The organism is Endozoicomonas sp. Mp262 (assembly GCF_025643335.1).
Taxonomy (GTDB): Bacteria; Pseudomonadota; Gammaproteobacteria; order Pseudomonadales; family Endozoicomonadaceae; genus Endonucleibacter.
In genome coordinates, this window is the sequence record NZ_CP092489.1 from 4,681,547 (window position 1) to 4,703,257 (window position 21,711).

Genomic DNA, 21,711 nt, shown 5'->3' on the forward strand with positions numbered 1-21,711 from the left:
TTGTTATTTTATACCCCGCTTTCCCTGCAACCCACCGGTATGGATCATTAAAATTCGGCAACCCTTGCTCAACCGGCCTTCGACTATTTTTTTCTTTAATGCCAACATCACCTTGCCGGTATATACCTGATCCAACGGTATGCCTGTATCTAACTCAAACTGGGCAATAAAGTCCAGTAATTCAGGTGTTGTGCCACCATAACCACCACAATGGCTGTCAGTATTCAGCTGCCAGTTTGCTGAAACGTTTCCCACCAGACTGGTGATATCATGGCGCAAAAAATCAGCCCCCTTCAATACCGCTATGCCGTACATCAGTGACTTCAGACCCACTGACCTTGCAACACCCGCCAGGGTAGCTCCAGTACCACAGGCCAACCAGATTTGATGGTAGGAACACGGATCGACACCACCGGCCGATAGAATTTCTTCACAGCCCTTAACCCCTAAACCACCGCCTCCTCCTTCAGGAACAACCAGAACTTCGCTGGGTCTATAGCCTAACTTCTCTACCAGCTCATTCTGAAATACCAATTCATAACGACGACGATAGTCTATCCTGGTGACAAAATGCAGAGCCATCCCCCAGCGCTTTGCATCCTGAAGGGTGGGTGTTAGCTCTTGGTGCTCTCCACGGATAATGCCAATGGTATTAAAGCCTGATAACCGTCCTGCCGCCGCCAAGGCATGAATATGATTAGACCAGGCACCACCAAAACTCTGAATATGATTAGACCAGGCACCACCAAAACTCATTACCGTATCAATGCCCTTGACCCTGGCATTTTCAAGATGATATTTTAATTTAAACCACTTGTTGCCACTGATCCGGGCATGAAGCTGATCAAGCCGGAGAACGTCCAGAGTAACTCCTCCCCGCTCTGCCCAATCTGGCCTTACCCGCTGAACCGGAATAGGACTCTTTAAACAATCTGTCATTGATATAAACACACGTTGATTATTAAACCGCAGGGAACTTTATTCATTTAACAGGCTCAAATCTACCTTATGGTTATTCAGCGAGCTTCTTCCCATGTCAGGCGATAAATCAGGCCTGCTCAGCCGCCGGCAATTTCTGAGTCGATGTTTACAGACCACTGCCGGCTGTTTAATAGCCCAGAGTTCTGTTGCACGGGGATTGAGCCAATACATGCACCATTTAAATGAAAGGCAGCTCAGCTTTTTTCACCTACGCACCGGTGAAAAACTAAAAACAGCCTACTGGGCTGATGGACACTATCTGGATGATGGCCTGTCAGAAATCAACCACCTGCTACGTGACTTCAGACAGAATGAAGTAGCCGCTATGGACCCCCTGTTATTAGATCAACTCTTTTCTATCCAAAGGATTCTTGCCAACAGTGACACAATTCAGGTTATCTCCGGCTATAGAACCGAAAAAACCAATAATATGCTGGTGCAACAAAAACGTGGAGCGGTAAAAAATAGCTTTCATACCCTTGGACGGGCTATCGATCTGAACATTGCTGGCGTAGCATTAAAAGACCTTAGAGAAGCAGCGCTTTTGCTTCGTGCAGGTGGTGTAGGTTACTACCCCCGGAGCCAGTTTATTCATCTTGACACCGGGCCAGTGAGGACGTGGTAAATTTTTTTACTTTTAAATAGAATCAAATATTCTAACATTTCCAATAAATACTAATAGTGACTTCTTTTTCAGTAAACTCGCTGACATCCGGATACTAAAAAAACAGGCTATGCTCATCTCCGGTATTTTAAAGTGATTTATACCCAACATATAGCTTTCTCTAAAATTATAATTTCGATTTATAATTTGCATCATTTGTGTCCATTGCAAAACTTAATGAGGTATTAAGCAGGGGGTACATGAAATGTATTTCTCAAAAATATTTTTGTCTAACCATGTCAGATTATTTCAATATTTAATTATATTCCTTGCTTATTGGAGTATCACCGCAAATGCCGGTAATCATAGAGAAAAGCATATCCCTATAGAATTTAAAACGGATGGACAAGACTTAAAACCGATCATTAATAATAGCCGTTTCGCTCTTATCGCAATAGTTCCAGAGGATAACCCCTCTTTTTTTGAAGTTAAAATAACCCTGGAAGACAATACTCTCTCCCAGCTATTCCCGCATGATGAACGTCGATGATCGTTGGTATTGACAATAAGGCAGCAAAAATAATGAAGCCGATCAAAACTGAGCCGCCAATTAACAAAGCGGAGCTTTAAAGAAAAAATGTCACCCCTGAACGTAGCTACGATATGGCCGGTTATGATGTATCGAATGGAATCACCCTTTTCTCTTCAATACCATGAGTTACTGTGTAAAAAAGCCCCTCCCACGTTTTTATCAGCCAATGCAAAAAATAGCCCTGTATCCATTTCCATAATGCTATACGGACTCCTTTTGAGCGGGTTCTTAAAGCTTCCTGAAACTGGGGACAGCACAGTTCCTGTATTTGATCTACGAGAAAAGCAAGCATCGTCAGATAGGCCAGATTTGTGGCTAAGTGCTTCTCACCGTGACCGTAGTTATGTTCGAGATCGTAGCCTTGATTTTTCAGGGTGTTAAACGTCTGGTTCTCAATATGCCATCGGCAGCGCCCTCCTTTCATGACGGGTTCTATGGTTTCTTCGTTAAGCGGAATATCAGTCACCCAGCACCAGATATGCTGTTTACCTTTTTTATCGGTTTCGACAAAATCAAGCACATTAACCTGTTCTGCATATTTTGCCTTGTTCAGCCTGACGTCATTGGCATAGCGAAACCACCACTTAATTCCAGTCTCTTCATTAACTTTTTCAGCACGGTGAACTTTTCCTTCTTTATCCAGCTCATCCATCGCTTCAACCAGCGAGGCATGGTTGCCATCTTTCGCGACAATGATGTAATGCCAGCCATAACTCTTAATCAGTTGGACAGTGGGGTTGTCAGCATAAAGACTGTCCAGAAGAATAACGAACTTTAGACGTGGGTGATGCTCTCGTATGGTGGCAAACAACCGTTTAATGGCATTTTTTTCACAGTCATTTTTGGTCGAACCGTCCTGGCAAACTATGGCTTCCGGTGCCAATGGCAAGACTGTTTTTTGATCCGGGTGAGCAATGCATGCTGCCATTAACTGGTGGTAGTGAGCTTCGTTGGCCTTTCCCTTATTTTTAGTACAGCACTCCTGACAAGGTTTTTTATTATTGCAGGAGTAAAATAGCCCAGTTCCATCGATCGGGAGCAAGTAGTGATTTTTCAAGTTCCCGCAGTGAAATTCGAATGCCTTCAGTAATCCGCCCCTTTGGACGTTAGACAGCAATGTCTTAAAAGGCTTTTTGAACTCTACGGGATCTATTGGATCCAGGATTTCCCGCATACTGGTATCACAGGGAGCACGTTTTTTTATCTGATACAGGTGCTCAAGGTTATGCCTTACTTCTTGCTCTGTTTTATCACGCTCAAACGAGAGGAGCGATGGGTACTTGAGATGCATCATGGCAAAAGCGGACATGGAGGCATCATGTATTGTTATTTTTCTGGAATCCTTGTTTGGTCGGACATCTGGAATTTGCTCATAACTTTCAGAAATCGTAGTAATTAAACTGTTTGCACAAAGATGCTTACGACTTTTTTGGAATGGATAAGCCATGAGAGACAGCCATTGATAAAGTATCCCTATCAAAAGTAGACGTTATTTTGTGCGAAATCACTCCATTTGGAATTTACTGTAAGCCTTGCTGTTGCAGTGATTTAATTGATGTCACGGGAATAGCTGACTCTCTCCATAGGTCGGAATATCCCTAATACTGACCCTTTAAGAGATCAAGACTTTACAGGCATTTTAAAAAACATCGAACTCTTGATGATGAAGCTAAAACTAAAATGCATAAACATCACACTTGGACCAAAACCTGATAACTTCCGGGTCACCCTAACATTTGCAAACAGCCCCCAAAGGGAGAAGATCGCTGCCCTTATAAAATGGTCCGAAGAAGGAGGGAGCAGCATAAAATGGCACACAGGCCTTCCAGATAGAAAAGAGTTCACCCCGGAAACCCTGAGCTACATGAGGGATACCATATGGCATGACCAATGGATGGCATTGCCTTTGTCCCATGGCTTTCTTGCACATGTTTTTGAAGTTGTAGTGTTTATGTATAACACCCATGTCAAGTCGCCTGACTACACTGGTCAAGATAAAGACCCGGGTTGCCACTGCCATTCATGCAGCTTAAGGGCGTGGGAGTTCCTTTGCCAGGGGAGATATACACCTGAACCCACTGATAAAATGAATATGTCAGTTACAGTGAGTCACCCCTATGGGAAATACTTCACATTTCCATTCGAAACAGCTGAACCAATGAATTCAGTGATTATCCGGCAACCAAGTGGTATTGAAAAACAGTTTGACTGGTATGCCTCAGGGAAAAAAGCAGGCTCCTTGACTCTTAACTTTCCTACCGATAATCCTGAATCGTCAACAGTTGCCGATGCCCGGAAAGAAGCAGATAGCAGTGAATCTTTAATAGATAAGCTACCCGACAAAATAGCCATTTGCATACATACTAAGCAAGCATCAAATGTTCACGAAGATCCAGGCTGCATAGGTAGACTAACTGGTTGTTTCTCTATTTGCTGCATACAGCCATGTTCCACTTGCTGCGATAATAGCTGTTCTTGTTGCCTATGCGTCTATAGGAAAATTATTGCTCGCATTAACAGTAATCACCCATTTATGGAAAAAAGAGGCGTATACGAGCCTGTTCCTACTGAAGAGGGGGAAGAGGAAGAGGATAAATTTTAAGCAGCCCAGGCTTTCATGTTTCTTTTTCACCAGGCTGAAATAATGCCAAAACAAAAAAAGGCACTACTCCAAAAAGTAGTGCCTTTCTCCCCCTCACTATCTGTGAGGTTGTAGACTACATCGCTGTAACCCCGTCCATTACAGAGGACGAATTTCTTCTGCCTGAGGGCCTTTCTGACCTTGGGTTACTTTGAACTCAACACGCTGGCCTTCTGCCAGAGACTTGAAACCATCACCAATGATTTGACGAAAGTGAGCAAATACGTCTGGCCCACCATTGTCCTGAGCGATGAAACCAAAACCTTTCTCGTCGTTAAACCACTTAACTGTACCGGTAGTAGTAGACATAATCATATCCTGATATTTAAATAATAACTGCTGCCTTGTAACAAGGCCGTGGAGCTAGAAGTTTTATTATTACTTATGAAGAACATGACGAGCTATTACACTCGGAACATCAAATCTATACATAAAGAATAAATCACACTTTTAACGCACCGCTATTATATACTTCTTTATCACTTAGGCAAGGTGTATATATGCATCTTTTTTGTAAAAATAGTACGTACATTCCACAAACAACACCCTCTAACGTTGAGTTTACACCACTTAACCAGCCCCTCTGTGATTCTGGCAAGGGTTATGGCATAAGTTCCATTACACTCAGGGGTTCTTGAGGTTTTATCATCTGCTCAGCCAAAGTCCGTGGCTTCCCAGCCAGGCGTAATAACGCAGGAATGCCCATGTATCTCACGCTACTGCAACAAAGGCACAAACTCTGGCTCTCCAGCTGACTTATAAAGCAGCCTTCCCGGAGGCTTGAGTAGATCACTGCGTGTTGAGCCAGTTCCCGGCGTACCCCTCTGGATACTATCCAGGGCCGCTGCTTTACGAACCACCGAGCTCACTATAAAACCTCATCCCCCCCCAAACATCAACAAAGGAATAATCATCATGCAAAAAAGATTGATTGATCACTTTAAAATATTAACCCTTTGTCTTCTCTATTATCAGCCTCCCACCAAAGCAGGAGTAGAAAAAAATAATTCCAATGGCTGTAGCAAAAACTGTTACAAATGTAAGTTTATGTCGGAAGATACAAGCCCCGTTGAAATTCGCTCAGCCATATCAGCAAAAGATCAATCGCAAGATACTTTTAAAGAAGCAGAACCCGATAGAGATGAAAGCCCTACGCAGACTCCCGATACGATAGAACCCCATAACCAGGATACAGTACCTCCTTTACTTATCCAGCAATCCTCTCATGCAACAACTACGATAACTTTTGATTGGCTCACATACACTCACCACAACCCTGCATATCTGCCTGGTCAATTTATCTTGACACCAATGCCCCATCCATATCCGCCCTTAGTGCATCAAACTCCCTTTCAAAATATCAGTGGAATAAACTGGGACATTATAAATACACCATTGGATTTTCAGGATTTAGCAAATCCAGAAATTTTAAACTATATAGAACAGATTTACGGTTTCATCAATAATGAACAATATATTGAAGCATGCCCCATGTTGTATTCACTATTTGATCAAAATAGTAACTATTACCCGCAATTAATAGCAGCTGATCAAAGTCATCATTTTGAGGCTTTATTACGACTTGAACAACTTAGAAACAATCTAAAAATAGGTGACTTAAAATTTGAAGACAATGATTTAAAAGCCGCAAAAAAATATCATGTTACATACGCCAGTTTTAGCCAGGTAAAACTACACCCCTTACAGAGTCACATGCCTGATAACGCCAAAATACTCCATAAAGAATTATTTAAATGGCATCAAATGCGATTACTCAACAACTACCAGGATTTATTCACAAGAGGCTGCAAGCCGGACGTTATCTGAGCAAAAAAGACTGAAACATAGATCTCCATTCCCAGCTTCCACCTTCTTTTAAAGCCCCTCTTGGGTCAGCTGCTGCACATCAAGTTGAAGTGGTTATAGTTTTCCGGACACACAAACAATGGTAATCTTGAAACCCTACTAAGGTGTGAAGCATGTCGGAAAAGAAAGTAAAAAATTACACTGCTGAGTTCAAGGAATCTGCTGTGAAGCTGGCAGTTGAATCAGATAAGCCAGTGACTGAAACTGCTCAGGAGCTTGGGGTTAATGCGAATACCCTGCATACCTGGATAACAAAGTACCACCGCCATAAGGTGGCTAATCAGCCCAGGAAAAATGATGAGCATGTGTATGATGAAGTGAAACGTTTGCGTAAAGAGCTGAAAATACTCAAAGAGGAGCATGCTATTTTAAAAAAGGCGGCAGCCCATGTGCCCTGTGGGTATTCTTTGCAAGAGAAAGTCTCTGAAATTTCAGTTCATTAAGGACAACCAGGAGCGCTTCAGTATTACTGCCATGTGTCGGGTTATGTCTGTATCGACCACAGGCTTTTATGACTGGTGCTCTCGTCCAGAATCGAACCGAAGTCAGGAAGACCGTGCATTGAAGGCAGATATCCGCGTGATACATGAAAAACACCGCCAGCGTTATGGTGAGCGCCGTATAAAAGACGATCTTGCTGATCAGGGTAAAAACGTTAGCCGTCAACGAATCAGTCGCCTAATGAAGGAGGAAGGCATTGTTTGCAAAACAAAGCGCAAGTTCAAGGCAACAACAGACTCCCGCCATAACAAGCCGGTGGCCGAGAATCTGCTGAACCGCAATTTCAAACGGGAGCAGCCCAATGAGGCTTACGCGGGAGACATTACCTATATTCGTACCCGGGAGGGCTGGCTGTACTTGTCCGTATTCATTGATTTGCATTCGAGGGCTGTGGTTGGCTGGTCTATGAGAGATCGCATGACGGCATCACTGGTCACTGACTCCCTTGTGATGGCTATGTGGAAGCGGAGGCCAACAGAAGGGCTGCTGGTACATAGTGACAGGGGCAGCCAGTATGTCTCGGAAAGCTATCAGAAATTGCTGAAAGAAAATGGCTTTATTTGCAGTATGAGCCGTAAGGGAAATTGCTGGGATAATGCGGTGGCAGAGAGCTTCTTCCATACGCTGAAAGCTGAGCTTGTTCACCATGAAGACTTCCAGACAAGGGAAGAGGCGAAGCAGGCAGTTTTTGAATACATTGAGGTCTATTATAACCGCCAGAGAAAACACTCTGGTAATGGCTACCTGGCACCTTTCAAATATGAACAGAAAATTGCCGAGGCAGCGTAAAAAAGTGTCCGGAAAACTCTTGCCAGATCAAATCAGTATTCTCGTGCTTCTAATGAGTTGGCACGGCCTGCGCCTTCTTGACTGGGAATGCATAAACAACATGAATTAAGGAGTTTGTTATGGCAACGCCAGCTAACCGGCCAGCGTGTGCACGGCTCGGTGAAAATCAACAAAATGCTTGATAAGTGCTCGCTATTGTTGAAAAACGCCCTGACTTCCAGTGAAAAACCAACTGGTTCCGTACTTCTGCCAGTGGTACTCAGGAGGACTATCACACGATAATGAATCAGACCTGTTGATCTAATATATTCCGTGCACGAAAAAAGCCCACGTAACTTTTTATTACGTGGGCTTTAAAGAGTGGCGGTGGCAGCGATACCCCCTGCGAACTATTGTGAGAATGGCTTAATTTGTACTATTGTTCTTCTATCTGCACAGCTCGTTCTCAACCACCTTTAACCCTTATGAAACAAAACATAATCATTTACACAACTTCACTCTTCAAGTATTTTCACCCCATCAAAATGAGCACCATTTTCGTTGCAATTCATTGCATCCATATGCAGCATCACAGGCTTCTTTTGAGCTTGAGCAGAAAGCAATAAGGATTGGATCATCATTCTCCATTCATAGCTCCCCCCCTCTCTTAAAGCCCCTCTTGAATCTGTAGCAGCACAACCTGTTTTTAATTTTTCCTTCACGCCTATTAAAATATCGCCACGTAAGCCCACCTCTTTAAGCGTATAAGACCCTTGTCAGCTAAACCCAGCAAAAGCAGAACCAGACGCAACAGCCAGCACCAGAGTCAAAATTAATCGCATATTTTCTTTACACCTTTTGGTCTTACATAACATTTTTCAAAAAATAAACAACCATGGCTATCAGTCATCAACCTGAATAAATCCACTTACTTATGACCAGCCCTTTCACCCAGTGCTGACCAATCTGTTTTGAGTATTGCCGTAACGAGGCAATGGTTCCTGCCGCTCGCTGGAAACGGTTACCCTCAGGCTGCATAGTCTTCAACCACTCATGGCCATCAATTCCCAGGCGCACCAGTAAAGGAGGCAGGTCAGCAGGAATAACACCTTTTTCGTCTGGCCTCACTGAACGACCAGTCCAGTCAACCAGATAAAAATAATCCAGTAAGGAAAAAGGCACCGATTTATCAGCCGTGATACCTTTCCACTGCAATGGCTTTAAGTGATTACACTGTTTTTTCCCGCTATTTTGCTGCCACTGCCTTATCCGATCCTGAATCGAAGTAAAATCAGAGGACTCTGGCCTCTTTGCCTGTCCTGCCCGTACCGGGTTAAGGTCAACATAGGCCATGCAGGTCAACACCGCTGCCTCATCAAGCAACGCCTGACTTTTAAAGCGCCCCTCCCAGAAGCGGCCTTTACAACCGTCTTCCAGATTAGCCTCCCGAGCCAGATGTTCATTCAGGCAACGCATAAACCAGCTAATATCCAGCAGACGGTTGCGATAATCATCAGCAAACTGCTCCACCCGTTGATACTCTGCCTTGCTCAGTTTTTCCCCTGCTAGGTAACGTTGAACCAGCAAAGGCCCTGCAAACAACTGCGTCCAGCGTTCAAGCACCCCTCGGGTTGTCAACACTTTACCCGCCGCCTCATTCACAAACAGCACCACATGATAGTGATTGGACATCACCGCATAGGCGCACACTTCAATAGTAAAGACACCTGCCAACACCTTGAGCCGGTCAACTACCCAGGCTTTACGGTGCTCAAAGCTTTTCCCTGTCAAATGATCCTCACCACAGAGAAATGCCCGCCGCACACACCGCGCCATACAGTGATAATACGGCGTACTACCCAAATCCACCAACTGCCTCCGCGCTCGGGTCATCACTTACTCCTCAGCCTGAAATTACTACAACTGAGTAAAAAGTAGACGCCCTGTCCGAAGAGTCAAATTGGTGGCTGTCCTGCAAACCGTCCTGCAAACCGGTCAACCGGTGGCTGTCCTGCAAACCGGTCCTGCAAACCGGTCCTGCAAACCGGTCCTGCAAACCGGTCCTGCAAACCGTCCTGCAAACCTGCAAACCCTCAGTCCTGCAAACCCTCAGAAAGTGGGCAAGGAAACCGTTGAGTACCTGGAAAAAGAAAACCTGATCAAGGTGACCGTACCCATCAAGATCATTCGCAGAGGGGGCAAGAGCACCATTGAAACACCGGACGGACCCGTACAACAACATGATATGAGTCAACTGCAGCACGCCCTGATACAGGGTCACCGGTGGATCAAACTCCTTGAAAACGGTAGGTACAAAAGTGTTCGCCTACTGGCAGATAAAGAGAAAGTTGATAAGGCCAGAATATCAAAATGCATCCGCCTCACCTGCCTGGCTCCCGATATTCAGGAGGCTATCCTTTGCGAAACAGGGGAATGGGTGCTGACCATCGAGGCTTGCCTGAAACCCTTCCCCATGCTGTGGACTGAGCAGCGGGAGCACTTTAAGAAGCTGGCAATCAAATTCCCCGAGAATGGATAAAAACCTGACTGCAAGACCATCTACATCTACTCTGCTATAAATAAGGGCATGTTGCACAAGTATGCTAATGATATGCGCCAGATTCTATATTTGTTGTTTTCCCTTGTATTGCTAGCAATAACAAAGCTTTCAGCAATCGAATACCAAATAAAGTTCAACTATCCTCCGACTAGCGATACTCCCGATCTGTATGTAACAGTTAAGCCCAATGACTGCGGACTTGAATTTCTGTGTCAAACAGACACTGTTCAGTACTGCTGGATAAAGCCTAAATATATTCTACTTCACAACGATACTAGCTACCCTCTAAAATCATTGGAAAATAACACTAATGGTTCATCACCATATTCGGTTGCAATGAGATTCTACCCAAATCGTATAATTAAGGGGTTAGTCTGTGAAGGTAGCTCTTTACCAGTCCACGGGTTAATTACAACTGTCTCAGCAGATTAGAGTTGCTACTCATACCCTACCTTACCAACAAGGAAAACTCATCTTCAGTCTCGTCCCCCTACCAGAAAACCGCCAACGAACTCGATACACCGCCTCCAGCAAAAAACAGTAATAACGTATTGTTTTAAAAAGAAAAACCAAAGTAGAGGAGGTCAACCCGCATTTCCTCCACTTTGTGAGAGAAGAGAGAAAAACACAGAAAAAACGGGGGAAAATGGTGTTGATATGGGGAGAGTTAAAACTACGGCCACCAGCCGTAAAACTCTTAAAAACAGGGGCTATAAACAAGAAAGCCCCAACGACATTCGTCGTTGAGGCTGTATGTAGTGGCGGTGGGGGCGATACCCGTTGCGAACTTTTTTGAGAATGGATTACCTGATACTATGGTTTATCAGTAGGCGGTTGGTAGAGTGCATGCATTTCACCAACCACATACGCTTGAGCTATAGTTGTTAGGGTGAGAAATCTATCTCCAACAGTCGCTTACATGGTTTACGCACTTATCACTTGAATTCATGAACACTAAAAAAAAGCAAATCCAATTTGCTTTACACGCAGTCATAACACTACTATCATTTTCTATTTTTACAGATAATACATTTTCTGAATACCACATCCCTTCCCCCAGTTTAATTTATTCCAAAGAAGTACTTATGTTACAAAAAAACATCTTATTTTCTGGACTTGGAAATGGTAACCAAGATAGCACATGTTATTTATGTGCAAAAAAAGGAACAAGGAATAACGAACATGACCAACAAATAAACAACCGCTCCCCCAGCGAATCTAACGGGACGTCTCTTGAATACTCTGCTTCTGGCGATGGTGGAGACGACAATGATCCAGATAAAAACAAAGATGTACGTTTATTAAAGGAAGATAAAGAAAAATCAATGGTTTTGTTACAGTCATTGGAAGGAGTCACCTCCAGTTATCTGCCAGTTAGAATAAACGGATGCATCAGGCAAGCGCTGGTAGATACAGGTGCTCAGATCACAATAATTTCTAAAAAACTTATTCAAGAATGTGGACTCTTGGAAATTTGTGATACACGAGTTTATGGAATGGCTAAAGGGATAGGGTCAGCAACGGTTTTTGGCCGTATTCATTGTCTTATACTTGAAATATATTCCTACAACCGCTATTTATCGATTGTTACAGGGGCAACTATTATAGACTATGAGTATGACGATGACGATGACGATGACTACTATGATTTAATTATCGGATTAGATTTTCTAAAAAAGTTTTATGCTGAAATTGATTACAAAAATGACATCATCACATTATTTTTAGATAACAATCATAAAATGTATAATCCGCATATTGCTAGCAAGAAATATTCTATCCCATTAATCCTGGAAGAGGATCTAGATAGAGCTGAAGCTTGCAAATTAGATCAAAGCAGAAATTATTTTTCTTGCAAAGAATGCCGGCATAAAGTAAAGCTCGAGAGCCAAAAAATGTCAGAAATTCACAAAAGACAAATTAGTAATACCGATTTAAATCAATATTTAAAAGACTCTACCAGTTACCGCTCAATCACTTTGGGAGAGTTCTTCTACAGAGTCAGAAATTTTAAGCAAACCATGGATGAAGCTATTAAATTATTTATTGATATGAAAGGTGATGTAGAAGGCTATCTTCAAGAATTGGAACAGTAATTGTTTATAATTTTACTTCGACAGCAAGAAAGAACGGAGCCAAGTCTTGAATATTGAAGGTCTATCTTTACGGAATACGGATAAGCGGTTGGTAGAGTCATGCACCCCACCAACCGCATACCTTTATCAACGTTTTTTTTCAACTACCAGAAACCGTCGTCGCATCAAAGTTGGCTCTACGCATAGCCTGCCAGTGGCTTTGTTTTTTAGCGTACCGCAACTGCAGGTCAGCTACCCGCTTTTTATATGCTGTCACCTTATCTTCCCTGACTGCCACCAAATGCAAGTCCCTGAGTTTGGTTGATAACTCTTGGTAAACCGCAGAACTACCACGTTTCTCAAACAACTCATCCACTCGACGCCAGTAAGCAGGTTCTTTTGCAGCGACATCAACAATATATTTATCCAGCTCTTTGCGACGTTCTTCTTCTGCCCTACGCAAACCTTCCGCTTTTAGCTCTCTCGCTTTGTTTTTTAATTCAGCAGTCGTCTGTTGAGAGACTGCCGGATCATTTCGTTCGGCCTTAAGCAACGATGCAATTTTCTCAGCCCTTACCGCTCCCGATTCATCCAGCAGCAACGACTTTACTATTTTCTTACAATGAGCCAGCGGCAAATCATCCAGCCAGTTATCAATACAGCTTTCCAGATTAACCTCACTGGCATCCGGTGAGTTTTTTGCAGCCGCTTCGACAATATATTTATCCAACTTGAGGAAGTCACACAATGCACTCTGGCTGGCAGTCAAATCACTTAAGCCTGGAGGAACCGGGATTTCGCCAGCATTCTCTGCGACCTCATCATCTTCCAGCGCAGCCAACCACGCAATATAAAGACTGCGATAATCCCCTCGCATTAACTCTGAGCGAATCGACAGCAGGCTACCCATCCAGCCTTCACTGCCCTCCTCCCACCAGTTATCGTCATAACAGTCTTCATCGGAATAACAAAATTCAATCAGCCAGTGATCCCGACTGGGTTTAAAGCAGGAATGCTCCCCAGGAAAGTATCGCTCAAGCAACCTCCTATCAAAGCACGCCTTTGGCATCTTGACTATAAAACGTCTGTAGGAAAAGTTTGAGTCGTAGACAAACGCATCAAAGTAATCCCTCAGCATCTGCTCCGGCTGTGCTTTCAGGTCACCGTAATTGTAGGTATTACAGAAATGGGTTGAAGATATCTTGGCCCGAGAGGATATACTTCTCAGCTGATCCATTTCATCTCGCGTTAACTGACGGTCAACGGCAACAAACTCGTAATATTGGTACTCACTCATCGTTTTTACTACCTTGAATAGAACGCTGCAAGCCTGTTTCTAAAGGCGATGACTCTAATGATCTGATGCAGAATAATACCAATAGAATAGGACAAAACAGACTCTTTTTCGGCGGGTTAGTAAAAAACATTCCTATCAAAGCAGGTACTTGAACAAAAAGGCAAATTTGACGTGTTAGGGCTTGCGGCACTAATAGCCCAGTAACAATAGATTACCTGCTGCTTATTCTCTACTATAGCGCCATGAATATACTACTCTACAACGATCTCGACCCTGATCGCATCAAGGGTTTTGCCAAGGTAAGGAAAGCACTGGAAGCCGGTAACTTCACCCAGGCTGATGTGCGAAAAATTGGTGACAACCTCTACCGAGCCAGGCTTAACAAAAACGACCGCCTGCTGTTTGCCTTACACAGTTATCAGGAGCAGTGTTATTGTCTGATATTGGAATATCTCCCCAACCACGCCTATGAGAAATCACGTTTTCTTGAACGAGGCGTCACCATTGATGATGATAAAATACCCGAAGTCACTGGCATAGAGGCTGCTGAGCCGGTCCCACTGGTTTATCTGAACCCCGACAATGAACGTTTCAACCTGCTGGATAAAATCATTTCCTTCGACGAGGCGCAATCCTCGGTTTACCAACTGTCACCACCACTGGTTATCATCGGCAGTGCAGGCAGCGGCAAAACAGCCCTGACCCTGGAAAAAATGAAGCAAGCCACCGGTGATGTGCTTTACGTCAGCCTGTCACCCTATCTGGTACAAAATGCCCGTAACCTTTACTACTCCCATCACTACGACAATGAAGACCAGGAAATCGAGTTTCTTTCTTTTCGGGAGTTCCTGGAAAGTATTAAAGTTCCAGAGGGGCGGGAAATCAACCTTAAAGACTTTGAAGGATGGTTTCAGCGCCATAAGGGCAATTCCCAGCTTAAAGACCCTCACAAATTATTTGAGGAATTCAGGGGGGTTCTCACCGGCCCCTCCACGGAGTCAGCCTGGCTTTCCCGTGCAGACTATCTGTCACTGGGCGTGAAGCAATCTATTTTTAACGATGACGAACGCCCGAAGGTCTACGATCTTTTTGAAAAATACCTGCAATTCCTGAAAAAAGAGCAACTGTACGATACCAACATCGTCAGCCACGGCTACCTCGAACAATCCCAGCCGAGATACGACTTTATTGTGGTGGATGAAGTGCAGGATATCACCAATATCCAGCTGTACCTGATCCTGAAATCCCTGCGCAATGACGGCCAATTTATCCTCTGTGGTGATTCAAACCAGATAGTGCATCCCAACTTTTTCTCCTGGTCCAAGGTTAAATCCCTGTTTTTTGAGCAACAGGGGCTGACCGGCCATGGTGAAGTCATCAGAATCCTGCAATCCAACTATCGTAACGCACCGGTGGTGACCCATATTGCCAACCGGATACTCAAACTCAAACATGCGCGTTTCGGCTCTATTGATAAAGAAAGCAATTACCTGGTCAATAGCATCGGAGCCCATCAGGGTCGGCTGCAACTCCTTAACGATAAACCGGATGTCAAAAAAGACCTGGACAACCGAACAGCACAATCTACTCGCTTTGCTGTGCTGGTCATGCACCCGGATCAAAAAGCCGCTGCCCGAAAATGGTTTAACACCCCGTTGATATTTTCTATTCAGGAAGCCAAAGGGCTGGAATATGACAATATCATCCTCTACAACTTTATCAGCGATGAAGAAAAAGCCTTTCGTGACATCGCCGCCGGGGTTGATCCTGCCGCTCTGGAAAAAGAAAGCCTTAACTATGCCCGTGCCAAAGACAAGCACGACAAATCCCTGGAAGTCTACAAGTTTTACATCAATGCCCTATACGTGGCCATGACCCGTGCGGTGCGAAATCTGTATGTCGTCGAAGCCAGCCACAAGCACCCGATGGTTCGCCTGCTGGATCTGGCTCGATATAGCGGTGATCTGGAGGTTGACCAACAGAAATCCAGTCTCGACGAATGGCAGAAAGAAGCCCGTAAGCTGGAACTGCAGGGCAAGCAGGAGCAGGCAGAAGAAATCCGCAACCGCATACTGCAAATCAAGCCCGTCCCCTGGCCAGTTTTGGACAGAGTTCATTTTGAAACACTGCAAACAGAAGCCATGGCGGGTAAAAACAAGAAGAAACAGATTCTGGCGCTGGAATATGCCCTGATTTACCACCACCGCCCCATGCTCAACGCCTTGATCAACACGGGTTTCAAAGCGGCCTCACAGCCAGAAAACAAGTCATTGCAACAGCTAAACCGCAAGCACTACATGAGCTATGACCTGAAAAACCCTGGTGCCGTGCTGCGTGACACTGAGAAATACGGGATCGATCATCGCACCATTTTTAACCTGACCCCGCTCATGGTGGCAGCCCGACTGGGCAATGCGGGTCTGGTTGACGCATTGATTGAACGGGGCGCAGACCCGGATAAACAAGGCAGCAATGGTTTTAATGCCCTGCAAATGGCACTGGAACAAGCGTTGTTTGATAATAAATATGCCGCTGCCAAACTGACAGCGATTTATGAAAAGCTTGAGCCTGACTCCCTGGCTATTCAAGTAGAAGGCCGACTGATCAAGCTCGACAAACGGTTAATGGGACTGTTTGTGCTCAACCTGATGTTCGCCCTTTTTTACCGCACCCTGGGAGACGCCCTCAGTAGGTCCCAGGGGTTTACGGCCAAAGATCTGGCCGAGCGAGTACAATCATTACCGGATGCCGTACTACCAGAACGACGCAAACGACAGTCTTACATCAGCAGCATTTTGTCCGGCAACGAAGTAGAGCGCCAATCGCCTTATAACCGCCAACTATTCAAGCGGATCAAGCGGGGCCATTACATCATCAACCCTCTGCTAAAAATTCGCCGGGGCGAAGACTGGCTGTCCGTGCATGACCTGCTGAATGTGGATGATCTCGGGTTCATTCCCCTCACACAAAAGATGGACAGGGAGAAGTTAAGTTATTACCGGAGATATCACAGCGACTATCTTGACAGTGCCGATGATTACAGCGAGAAATTACTGAGTCACTTCCGTAAAGAAGTCAAAAAGATCACTTCAGACGATCGCCGGATCAGAAAGGTGATCGATAGCGAACAATTAACAGAGGTTCAATAATGGATCTTCAGGAACCTGAACAATTCAGGTCATGCCGAGCACCGACTCATCTGAACCACTAACCCAACCGCCCTGGCAAATTAGTCCGCCGCCGGGCGGAGGTGATTTTCTCCCGGCGTTTTTTACCGATGCCGTCCAGCTCCATCAACCGATCCGGGTTCTCCTCGATAATATCAAACACCTGTTCACCAAAGGCTTTCACCAGCCGCTTGGCAAAGTGAGGGCCAATCCCTTTCACCATCCCGGAGCCGAGATACTTCTCAACCCCTTCAATGGTGGTCGGTGTCACCGTTTTAATCTGCTGAACCTTAAACTGCACTTAAACAGGCACGGATTAAAGCCACCTCACTCACAATGACATAGCCAACTGCTCTGATGAAATAACAGAAAATGGCTCAACGCTTCTGAAGATACCGGTTTTGGTCATATTCCTGCGCAGATCAAAGGTCGCCATCACCTCTGGCAAAGACAACTCATCCAGCGTTGAAAAGTCCACCTGCTGCCACGCTTCACGGGATACCTTTGCAGAGTACAGGCACTCTTCATCAAACGACGCTGTCGCAGAATTCAGGCGCTGGGTATGCCCGGTGAAAATCACCGTTTGCACAGGTATGGCTCTGAATATTTCCCCGATAAGCCGAAAGCCAATGCCGTGTACGTAGTGCATATACAGCTTTCTTTTTTTGGTGGGCGTTAACCCTTTTGAAATAAGCCGCCACTCTTTTTCCTGTACTTTATATTCAATACCGGGCAGCTCAGTAATCTCGGGAAAATGCGTCTCCAGCGCAATCCGTTTCATGGTGCTATCAACGATTAAGCGGGTATCCACTTTATGAGGCCACTCCAGCCGTCCTAAAACCTCATAAAGAAACGCCGTGGCATTGGCAACTGAGGCAAACCGGTCATTCCAGCGTGCTCTTTGCTGTTGTTCATGTTCATCAACCTTGCGCTGCCAGACCACCTGTTCTCTTCGGTACTGGCTTTCCAGTCGCTGGTTCGCTTCATCAATAGCCTTACGTCGCCAGGGCAGCACACGGTCAAGCCAGGTAATGGGTTGATAACAGGGTTCTTCCGGTACCGGTTCATCCAAAGGGCAATAATATAATGACCAGTCGAAGGTGCTGTCGGGTTTGGGGGTACTCTCATGAATATGAGTGATAGCCAATAACGGTCCATTTAACCGTGCGCAAGCCATCCGCAGCAATGCCGTCATATCCTCCCAGTGATGTTGCCGAATACGCCAGGCTTGCTCTTCTGTAAAATTATTACCCTCATCATCCTGTATCAACAACCTGTGGGCACTATCCAGAATAAAATAGACATTGTCCTCGGTAGACGGCACCCGCATATGAGAGATATCAACGCGGTCTTTCATACTGCCTCCTGGCTTATCAATTCGGGTACGGTAGGACAGTCCGGAACCGGGTACGCCAACATTGGCATAGACGCCTTTCTTCCCGGCAGTCACCGAAGCGCCCTTAACACCTGCACTGACACTGACGCCACTTTTGGAAAGATTTAAACGAACACCGGGCAGAATTTTAATGGCTCGACGAAAGCGATATCCCATAGCGATGCACTATTCCTTAGTCACCCTTTAAAAATGACATTTTTTCATAATCAGTACCAATTGGAAAAATTGATAGAAAAAAAGATCAGCTCCCCTTCGGGGATAGCTAATACAACAACCCGTTTTAAGGCAGGTACAATGCGTTAATTTCCTGTAATCTACTCAGCAGTAAAAATTTCACCCTAAGCTACCGAGGCCCATGCTCCGCCTGGTCAATAACAGACCAAGGCTCACCTCCGGGCGGTAGCGTCTCAAAATTTTCACATTCCACGTCTCTGAAAACAGGATAAGCACCATGAAAAGTATGCAACAAAGGAAAGAGCTGCATCGACAGATATGGCAAATTGCCAACGATGTACGGGGTGCAGTGGATGGCTGGGATTTTAAACAATACGTGCTCGGTGCCCTGTTCTATCGTTTTATCAGTGAAAACTTTGCCAGCTACATAGAAGGGGGCGATGACAGCATTGATTATGCCAAGCTGGATGATGGCGTGATCACCCCGGAAATCCGGGATGATGCCATCAAAACCAAGGGCTATTTTATTTACCCCAGTGAACTGTTCGCCAATATCGTCAAGAACGCCAGCAAAAACGACAGTTTAAATACGGATTTGGCTGACATATTCAAGGACATTGAAAGCTCTGCCAATGGCTACCCGTCCGAAGTGGATATTAAAGGCCTGTTTGCCGACTTTGACACCACCAGCAACCGCCTTGGCAACACCGTTGCCAACAAGAACCTTCGTTTAACTGCGGTACTTAAAGGGGTGGCCGGACTCGATTTTGGCGATTTCCATGGCAGCGATATTGACCTGTTTGGCGATGCCTATGAATTTCTTATCTCCAATTATGCGGCCAATGCGGGTAAATCCGGGGGTGAGTTTTTTACCCCGCAGCAGGTCTCCAAGTTGATTGCCCAACTGGCCATGCACGGGCAAACCAGCATCAATAAAATCTACGATCCTGCCTGTGGTTCCGGCTCTTTGCTGCTGCAAGCCAAAAAGCACTTTGATGCCCATATTATTGAAGACGGTTTTTTTGGTCAGGAGCTCAACCACACCACCTATAACCTGGCCCGTATGAACATGTTTTTGCACAATATCAACTACGACAAGTTCAATATGCAGCTGGGCAACACCCTGACCGAGCCTCATTTTGGTGACGATAAACCCTTTGATGCCATCGTCTCCAATCCACCCTATTCGGTGAAATGGATTGGCAGCGGCGACCCTACCTTGATTAACGACGACCGTTTTGCCCCGGCAGGTGTGCTGGCTCCTAAATCCAAAGCGGATTTCGCCTTTGTTATGCATGCCCTGAACTATCTTTCTGCCAAAGGACGGGCGGCCATTGTCTGCTTTCCGGGTATTTTTTACCGGGGGGGGGCGGAAAAGAAAATCCGTCAGTATCTGGTGGATAACAATTATGTGGAAACCGTGATTTCCCTTGCCCCCAACCTGTTTTATGGCACCACCATTGCCGTAAATATTCTGGTGCTGTCCAAACATAAAACGGACACCCGGATCCAGTTTATTGATGCCAGTGGTCTGTTTAACAAAGGCACCAATAACAACCTGTTGACCGATCAGCATATTGACAAAATCATACAGGTCTTCGATAGCAAAGAGGATATTGCGCATTTTGCCAAAGCAGAGACGCTAGAGAATATTGCAGAGAATGACTATAACCTCTCTGTCAGCAGCTATGTGGAAGCGGAAGACATGCGGGAAAAAGTAGATATTACTCAGCTTAATGCTGAGCTCAGCACGACTGTTGAGAGGATTACACAGCTTCGGTCTGATATTGATGCGATTGTGGCGGAGATAGAAGGGGTGGAGACTGAAGTATGAACCAGATAAGCTTTATGAAGAAACTGCTTGATGGGGTTGAGGTTGAGTGGAAGGCCCTGGGAGACGTTTCTCAATTTATAAACGGTAGAGCTTACAAGAAGACTGAGTTATTAAACGAAGGAAAATACCCAGTTTTACGCGTAGGAAATTTCTTCACCAATGATAGTTGGTATTATTCAAACCTAGAATTAAATGATGATAAATATTGTGACAATGGAGATCTTCTATATGCTTGGTCTGCTTCATTCGGCCCCCGAATTTGGGAAGGGTCAAAGGTTATTTATCATTACCATATCTGGAAGGTTGTGCCTAATGAAAACTTACTGCTCAAAAAGTTTCTTTTTTATCTCTTAGAGTGGGATACAAAAGCACTTAAAGAAGAGCAGGCTACCGGCTCAACGATGTTACATATTAGTAAGGGGGCGATTGAAAAAAGATTAATTCCCATCCCCTGTCCAGAAAACCCCAAAAAATCACTGGCAATTCAAGCCGAAATCGTCCGGATTCTGGATAAGTTCACCGAGCTGACCACCGAGCTGACCACCGAGCTGACCACCGAGCTTAACGCACGAAAAAAACAATTCAACTACTATCGTGACGAATTATTAAGTTTCAAAAACAGTGAAGTGGAGTGGAAGTCTCTCGGAGAGATTGGTGACTTTATTCGTGGCAAACGCTTTACCAAAGCGGATTACGTGGAAAGTGATGGAATCAAGGTTATTCACTATGGGGAAATCTACACACAGTACGGAACTTCAACGTCACAGGCTCAGTCCCAGGTGCGCGCTGAACTGGCTGAGTCACTACGCTATGTCGAACCGGGGGATGTTGTATTCACTGATGTCGGCGAAACGGTAGAAGAGGTTGGCAAAGCCGTGGCCTGGCTGGGTAGTGAAAAGATAGCAATACACGATCACTGTTATGCCCTTCGTCATTCGATGAATCCAAAATTTGTTTCTTACTGTATGCAAACAGCCAACTTCGTTGCAGCAAAGGCAAAATATATTGCCCGTACAAAAATCAACACCTTATTGATCAAAGGATTTTCAAGAGTTCAAATACCCGTCCCTTATCCAAATGATCCTGAAAAGTCGCTCGCAGAACAGGAGCGTATCGTAACCATACTCGATAAATTCGAGATTTTAACGACCTCCATTAACGAAGGCTTACCCCGAGAAATCAAACTCCGCCAGCAGCAATACGAATATTACCGTGATTTGCTGCTGAGCTTCCCCAGGCAAGGAGCACTCTAACA

Annotated in this window: 17 protein-coding genes and 1 pseudogene; 10 read left to right on the forward strand and 8 right to left on the reverse strand. The window is 44.9% G+C overall.

All coding sequences use genetic code 11. The features are described 5' to 3' along the window. Window positions 1-3: 3 nt before the first annotated feature. Window positions 4-939, reverse strand: a complete 936-nt coding sequence (locus MJ595_RS20790; RefSeq protein ID WP_263080026.1) for a hypothetical protein — start codon at window positions 937-939, stop codon at window positions 4-6. 211 nt (window positions 940-1,150) lie between these two features. Between MJ595_RS20790 and MJ595_RS20795 the strand changes: the two genes are divergently transcribed. Beyond that, complete coding sequence (locus MJ595_RS20795) at window positions 1,151-1,606, forward strand: DUF882 domain-containing protein (protein WP_263080027.1); 456 nt, start codon at window positions 1,151-1,153, stop codon at window positions 1,604-1,606. Between the two features lie 244 nt (window positions 1,607-1,850). Further along, window positions 1,851-2,135 carry a hypothetical protein gene (locus tag MJ595_RS20800; protein ID WP_263080028.1) on the forward strand — a complete coding sequence of 95 codons (285 nt, stop codon included), beginning with the start codon at window positions 1,851-1,853 and terminating at the stop codon, window positions 2,133-2,135. Window positions 2,136-2,256: 121 nt separating this feature from the next. Here the strand turns inward: MJ595_RS20800 and MJ595_RS20805 are convergent, their stop codons facing one another. Further along, window positions 2,257-3,624, reverse strand: coding sequence for a transposase (locus MJ595_RS20805; RefSeq protein WP_263078002.1), 1,368 nt, complete (start codon window positions 3,622-3,624; stop codon window positions 2,257-2,259). Between the two features lie 213 nt (window positions 3,625-3,837). Here MJ595_RS20805 and MJ595_RS20810 point away from each other — a divergent pair, with 213 nt between their 5' ends. Then, window positions 3,838-4,779, forward strand: a complete 942-nt coding sequence (locus MJ595_RS20810) for a hypothetical protein (RefSeq protein ID WP_263080029.1) — start codon at window positions 3,838-3,840, stop codon at window positions 4,777-4,779. Between the two features lie 138 nt (window positions 4,780-4,917). On the opposite strand, the gene MJ595_RS20815 is transcribed toward MJ595_RS20810, so the two are convergent. Further along, the gene (locus tag MJ595_RS20815) at window positions 4,918-5,127 is read right to left on the reverse strand and encodes a cold-shock protein (RefSeq protein WP_263080030.1); all 210 of its coding nucleotides are present in this window, start codon (window positions 5,125-5,127) and stop codon (window positions 4,918-4,920) included. A 606-nt stretch (window positions 5,128-5,733) separates the two neighbouring features. On the opposite strand from MJ595_RS20815, the gene MJ595_RS20820 reads away from it, so the two are divergent. Then, entirely contained in the window at window positions 5,734-6,645 is a 912-nt protein-coding gene (locus MJ595_RS20820) for a hypothetical protein (protein WP_263080031.1), read from the forward strand. A gap of 152 nt (window positions 6,646-6,797) precedes the next feature. Further along, a pseudogene (locus MJ595_RS20825) lies at window positions 6,798-7,974 on the forward strand (IS3 family transposase). A gap of 494 nt (window positions 7,975-8,468) precedes the next feature. Here MJ595_RS20825 and MJ595_RS20830 read toward each other — a convergent pair. Both MJ595_RS20830 and MJ595_RS20835 read right to left on the reverse strand, forming a co-directional pair. Further along, the gene (locus MJ595_RS20830; protein ID WP_263080032.1) at window positions 8,469-8,705 is read right to left on the reverse strand and encodes a hypothetical protein; all 237 of its coding nucleotides are present in this window, start codon (window positions 8,703-8,705) and stop codon (window positions 8,469-8,471) included. A gap of 157 nt (window positions 8,706-8,862) precedes the next feature. After that, on the reverse strand, window positions 8,863-9,846 hold the full coding sequence (locus tag MJ595_RS20835) for a transposase (RefSeq protein ID WP_263080033.1): 984 nt from the start codon (window positions 9,844-9,846) through the stop codon (window positions 8,863-8,865). Between the two features lie 70 nt (window positions 9,847-9,916). Here MJ595_RS20835 and MJ595_RS20840 point away from each other — a divergent pair, with 70 nt between their 5' ends. Continuing rightward, window positions 9,917-10,492 (forward strand): hypothetical protein, encoded by a 576-nt coding sequence (locus tag MJ595_RS20840; RefSeq protein ID WP_263080034.1) that lies wholly within the window; start codon window positions 9,917-9,919, stop codon window positions 10,490-10,492. A 968-nt stretch (window positions 10,493-11,460) separates the two neighbouring features. Beyond that, on the forward strand, window positions 11,461-12,609 hold the full coding sequence (locus tag MJ595_RS20845) for a retroviral-like aspartic protease family protein (protein WP_263080036.1): 1,149 nt from the start codon (window positions 11,461-11,463) through the stop codon (window positions 12,607-12,609). A gap of 139 nt (window positions 12,610-12,748) precedes the next feature. On the opposite strand, the gene MJ595_RS20850 is transcribed toward MJ595_RS20845, so the two are convergent. Then, entirely contained in the window at window positions 12,749-13,885 is a 1,137-nt protein-coding gene (locus tag MJ595_RS20850; RefSeq protein ID WP_263080037.1) for a hypothetical protein, read from the reverse strand. Window positions 13,886-14,127: 242 nt separating this feature from the next. Between MJ595_RS20850 and MJ595_RS20855 the strand changes: the two genes are divergently transcribed. Then, the gene (locus MJ595_RS20855) at window positions 14,128-17,034 is read left to right on the forward strand and encodes a UvrD-helicase domain-containing protein (protein WP_263080038.1); all 2,907 of its coding nucleotides are present in this window, start codon (window positions 14,128-14,130) and stop codon (window positions 17,032-17,034) included. 58 nt (window positions 17,035-17,092) lie between these two features. Here the strand turns inward: MJ595_RS20855 and MJ595_RS20860 are convergent, their stop codons facing one another. Together MJ595_RS20860 and MJ595_RS20865 are read right to left on the reverse strand one after the other, a co-directional pair. Then, window positions 17,093-17,353: a helix-hairpin-helix domain-containing protein gene (locus MJ595_RS20860; RefSeq protein ID WP_263080039.1), complete on the reverse strand. Its 261-nt coding sequence runs from the start codon at window positions 17,351-17,353 to the stop codon at window positions 17,093-17,095. 30 nt (window positions 17,354-17,383) lie between these two features. Further along, complete coding sequence (locus MJ595_RS20865) at window positions 17,384-18,604, reverse strand: DUF4236 domain-containing protein (protein ID WP_263080040.1); 1,221 nt, start codon at window positions 18,602-18,604, stop codon at window positions 17,384-17,386. A 295-nt stretch (window positions 18,605-18,899) separates the two neighbouring features. On the opposite strand from MJ595_RS20865, the gene MJ595_RS20870 reads away from it, so the two are divergent. Next, window positions 18,900-20,456 carry a type I restriction-modification system subunit M gene (locus MJ595_RS20870; protein WP_263080041.1) on the forward strand — a complete coding sequence of 519 codons (1,557 nt, stop codon included), beginning with the start codon at window positions 18,900-18,902 and terminating at the stop codon, window positions 20,454-20,456. Continuing rightward, window positions 20,453-21,709, forward strand: a complete 1,257-nt coding sequence (locus tag MJ595_RS20875; protein WP_263080042.1) for a restriction endonuclease subunit S — start codon at window positions 20,453-20,455, stop codon at window positions 21,707-21,709. Before MJ595_RS20870 ends, MJ595_RS20875 begins: the two co-directional genes overlap by 4 nt. The last annotated feature ends 2 nt before the right edge of the window (window positions 21,710-21,711 follow it).

Bases quoted from the DNA above. Each gene is read 5' to 3' on its own strand.
- MJ595_RS20790 (WP_263080026.1), bottom strand. From the start codon at position 939: ATGACAGATTGTTTAAAGAGTCCTATTCCGGTTCAGCGGGTAAGGCCA.
- MJ595_RS20795 (WP_263080027.1), top strand. From the start codon at position 1,151: ATGCACCATTTAAATGAAAGGCAGCTCAGCTTTTTTCACCTACGCACC.
- MJ595_RS20800 (WP_263080028.1), top strand. From the start codon at position 1,851: ATGTATTTCTCAAAAATATTTTTGTCTAACCATGTCAGATTATTTCAA.
- MJ595_RS20805 (WP_263078002.1), bottom strand. From the start codon at position 3,624: ATGGCTTATCCATTCCAAAAAAGTCGTAAGCATCTTTGTGCAAACAGT.
- MJ595_RS20810 (WP_263080029.1), top strand. From the start codon at position 3,838: ATGATGAAGCTAAAACTAAAATGCATAAACATCACACTTGGACCAAAA.
- MJ595_RS20815 (WP_263080030.1), bottom strand. From the start codon at position 5,127: ATGTCTACTACTACCGGTACAGTTAAGTGGTTTAACGACGAGAAAGGT.
- MJ595_RS20820 (WP_263080031.1), top strand. From the start codon at position 5,734: ATGCAAAAAAGATTGATTGATCACTTTAAAATATTAACCCTTTGTCTT.
- MJ595_RS20835 (WP_263080033.1), bottom strand. From the start codon at position 9,846: ATGACCCGAGCGCGGAGGCAGTTGGTGGATTTGGGTAGTACGCCGTAT.
- MJ595_RS20845 (WP_263080036.1), top strand. From the start codon at position 11,461: ATGAACACTAAAAAAAAGCAAATCCAATTTGCTTTACACGCAGTCATA.
- MJ595_RS20850 (WP_263080037.1), bottom strand. From the start codon at position 13,885: ATGAGTGAGTACCAATATTACGAGTTTGTTGCCGTTGACCGTCAGTTA.
- MJ595_RS20855 (WP_263080038.1), top strand. From the start codon at position 14,128: ATGAATATACTACTCTACAACGATCTCGACCCTGATCGCATCAAGGGT.
- MJ595_RS20865 (WP_263080040.1), bottom strand. From the start codon at position 18,604: ATGGGATATCGCTTTCGTCGAGCCATTAAAATTCTGCCCGGTGTTCGT.
- MJ595_RS20870 (WP_263080041.1), top strand. From the start codon at position 18,900: ATGAAAAGTATGCAACAAAGGAAAGAGCTGCATCGACAGATATGGCAA.
- MJ595_RS20875 (WP_263080042.1), top strand. From the start codon at position 20,453: ATGAACCAGATAAGCTTTATGAAGAAACTGCTTGATGGGGTTGAGGTT.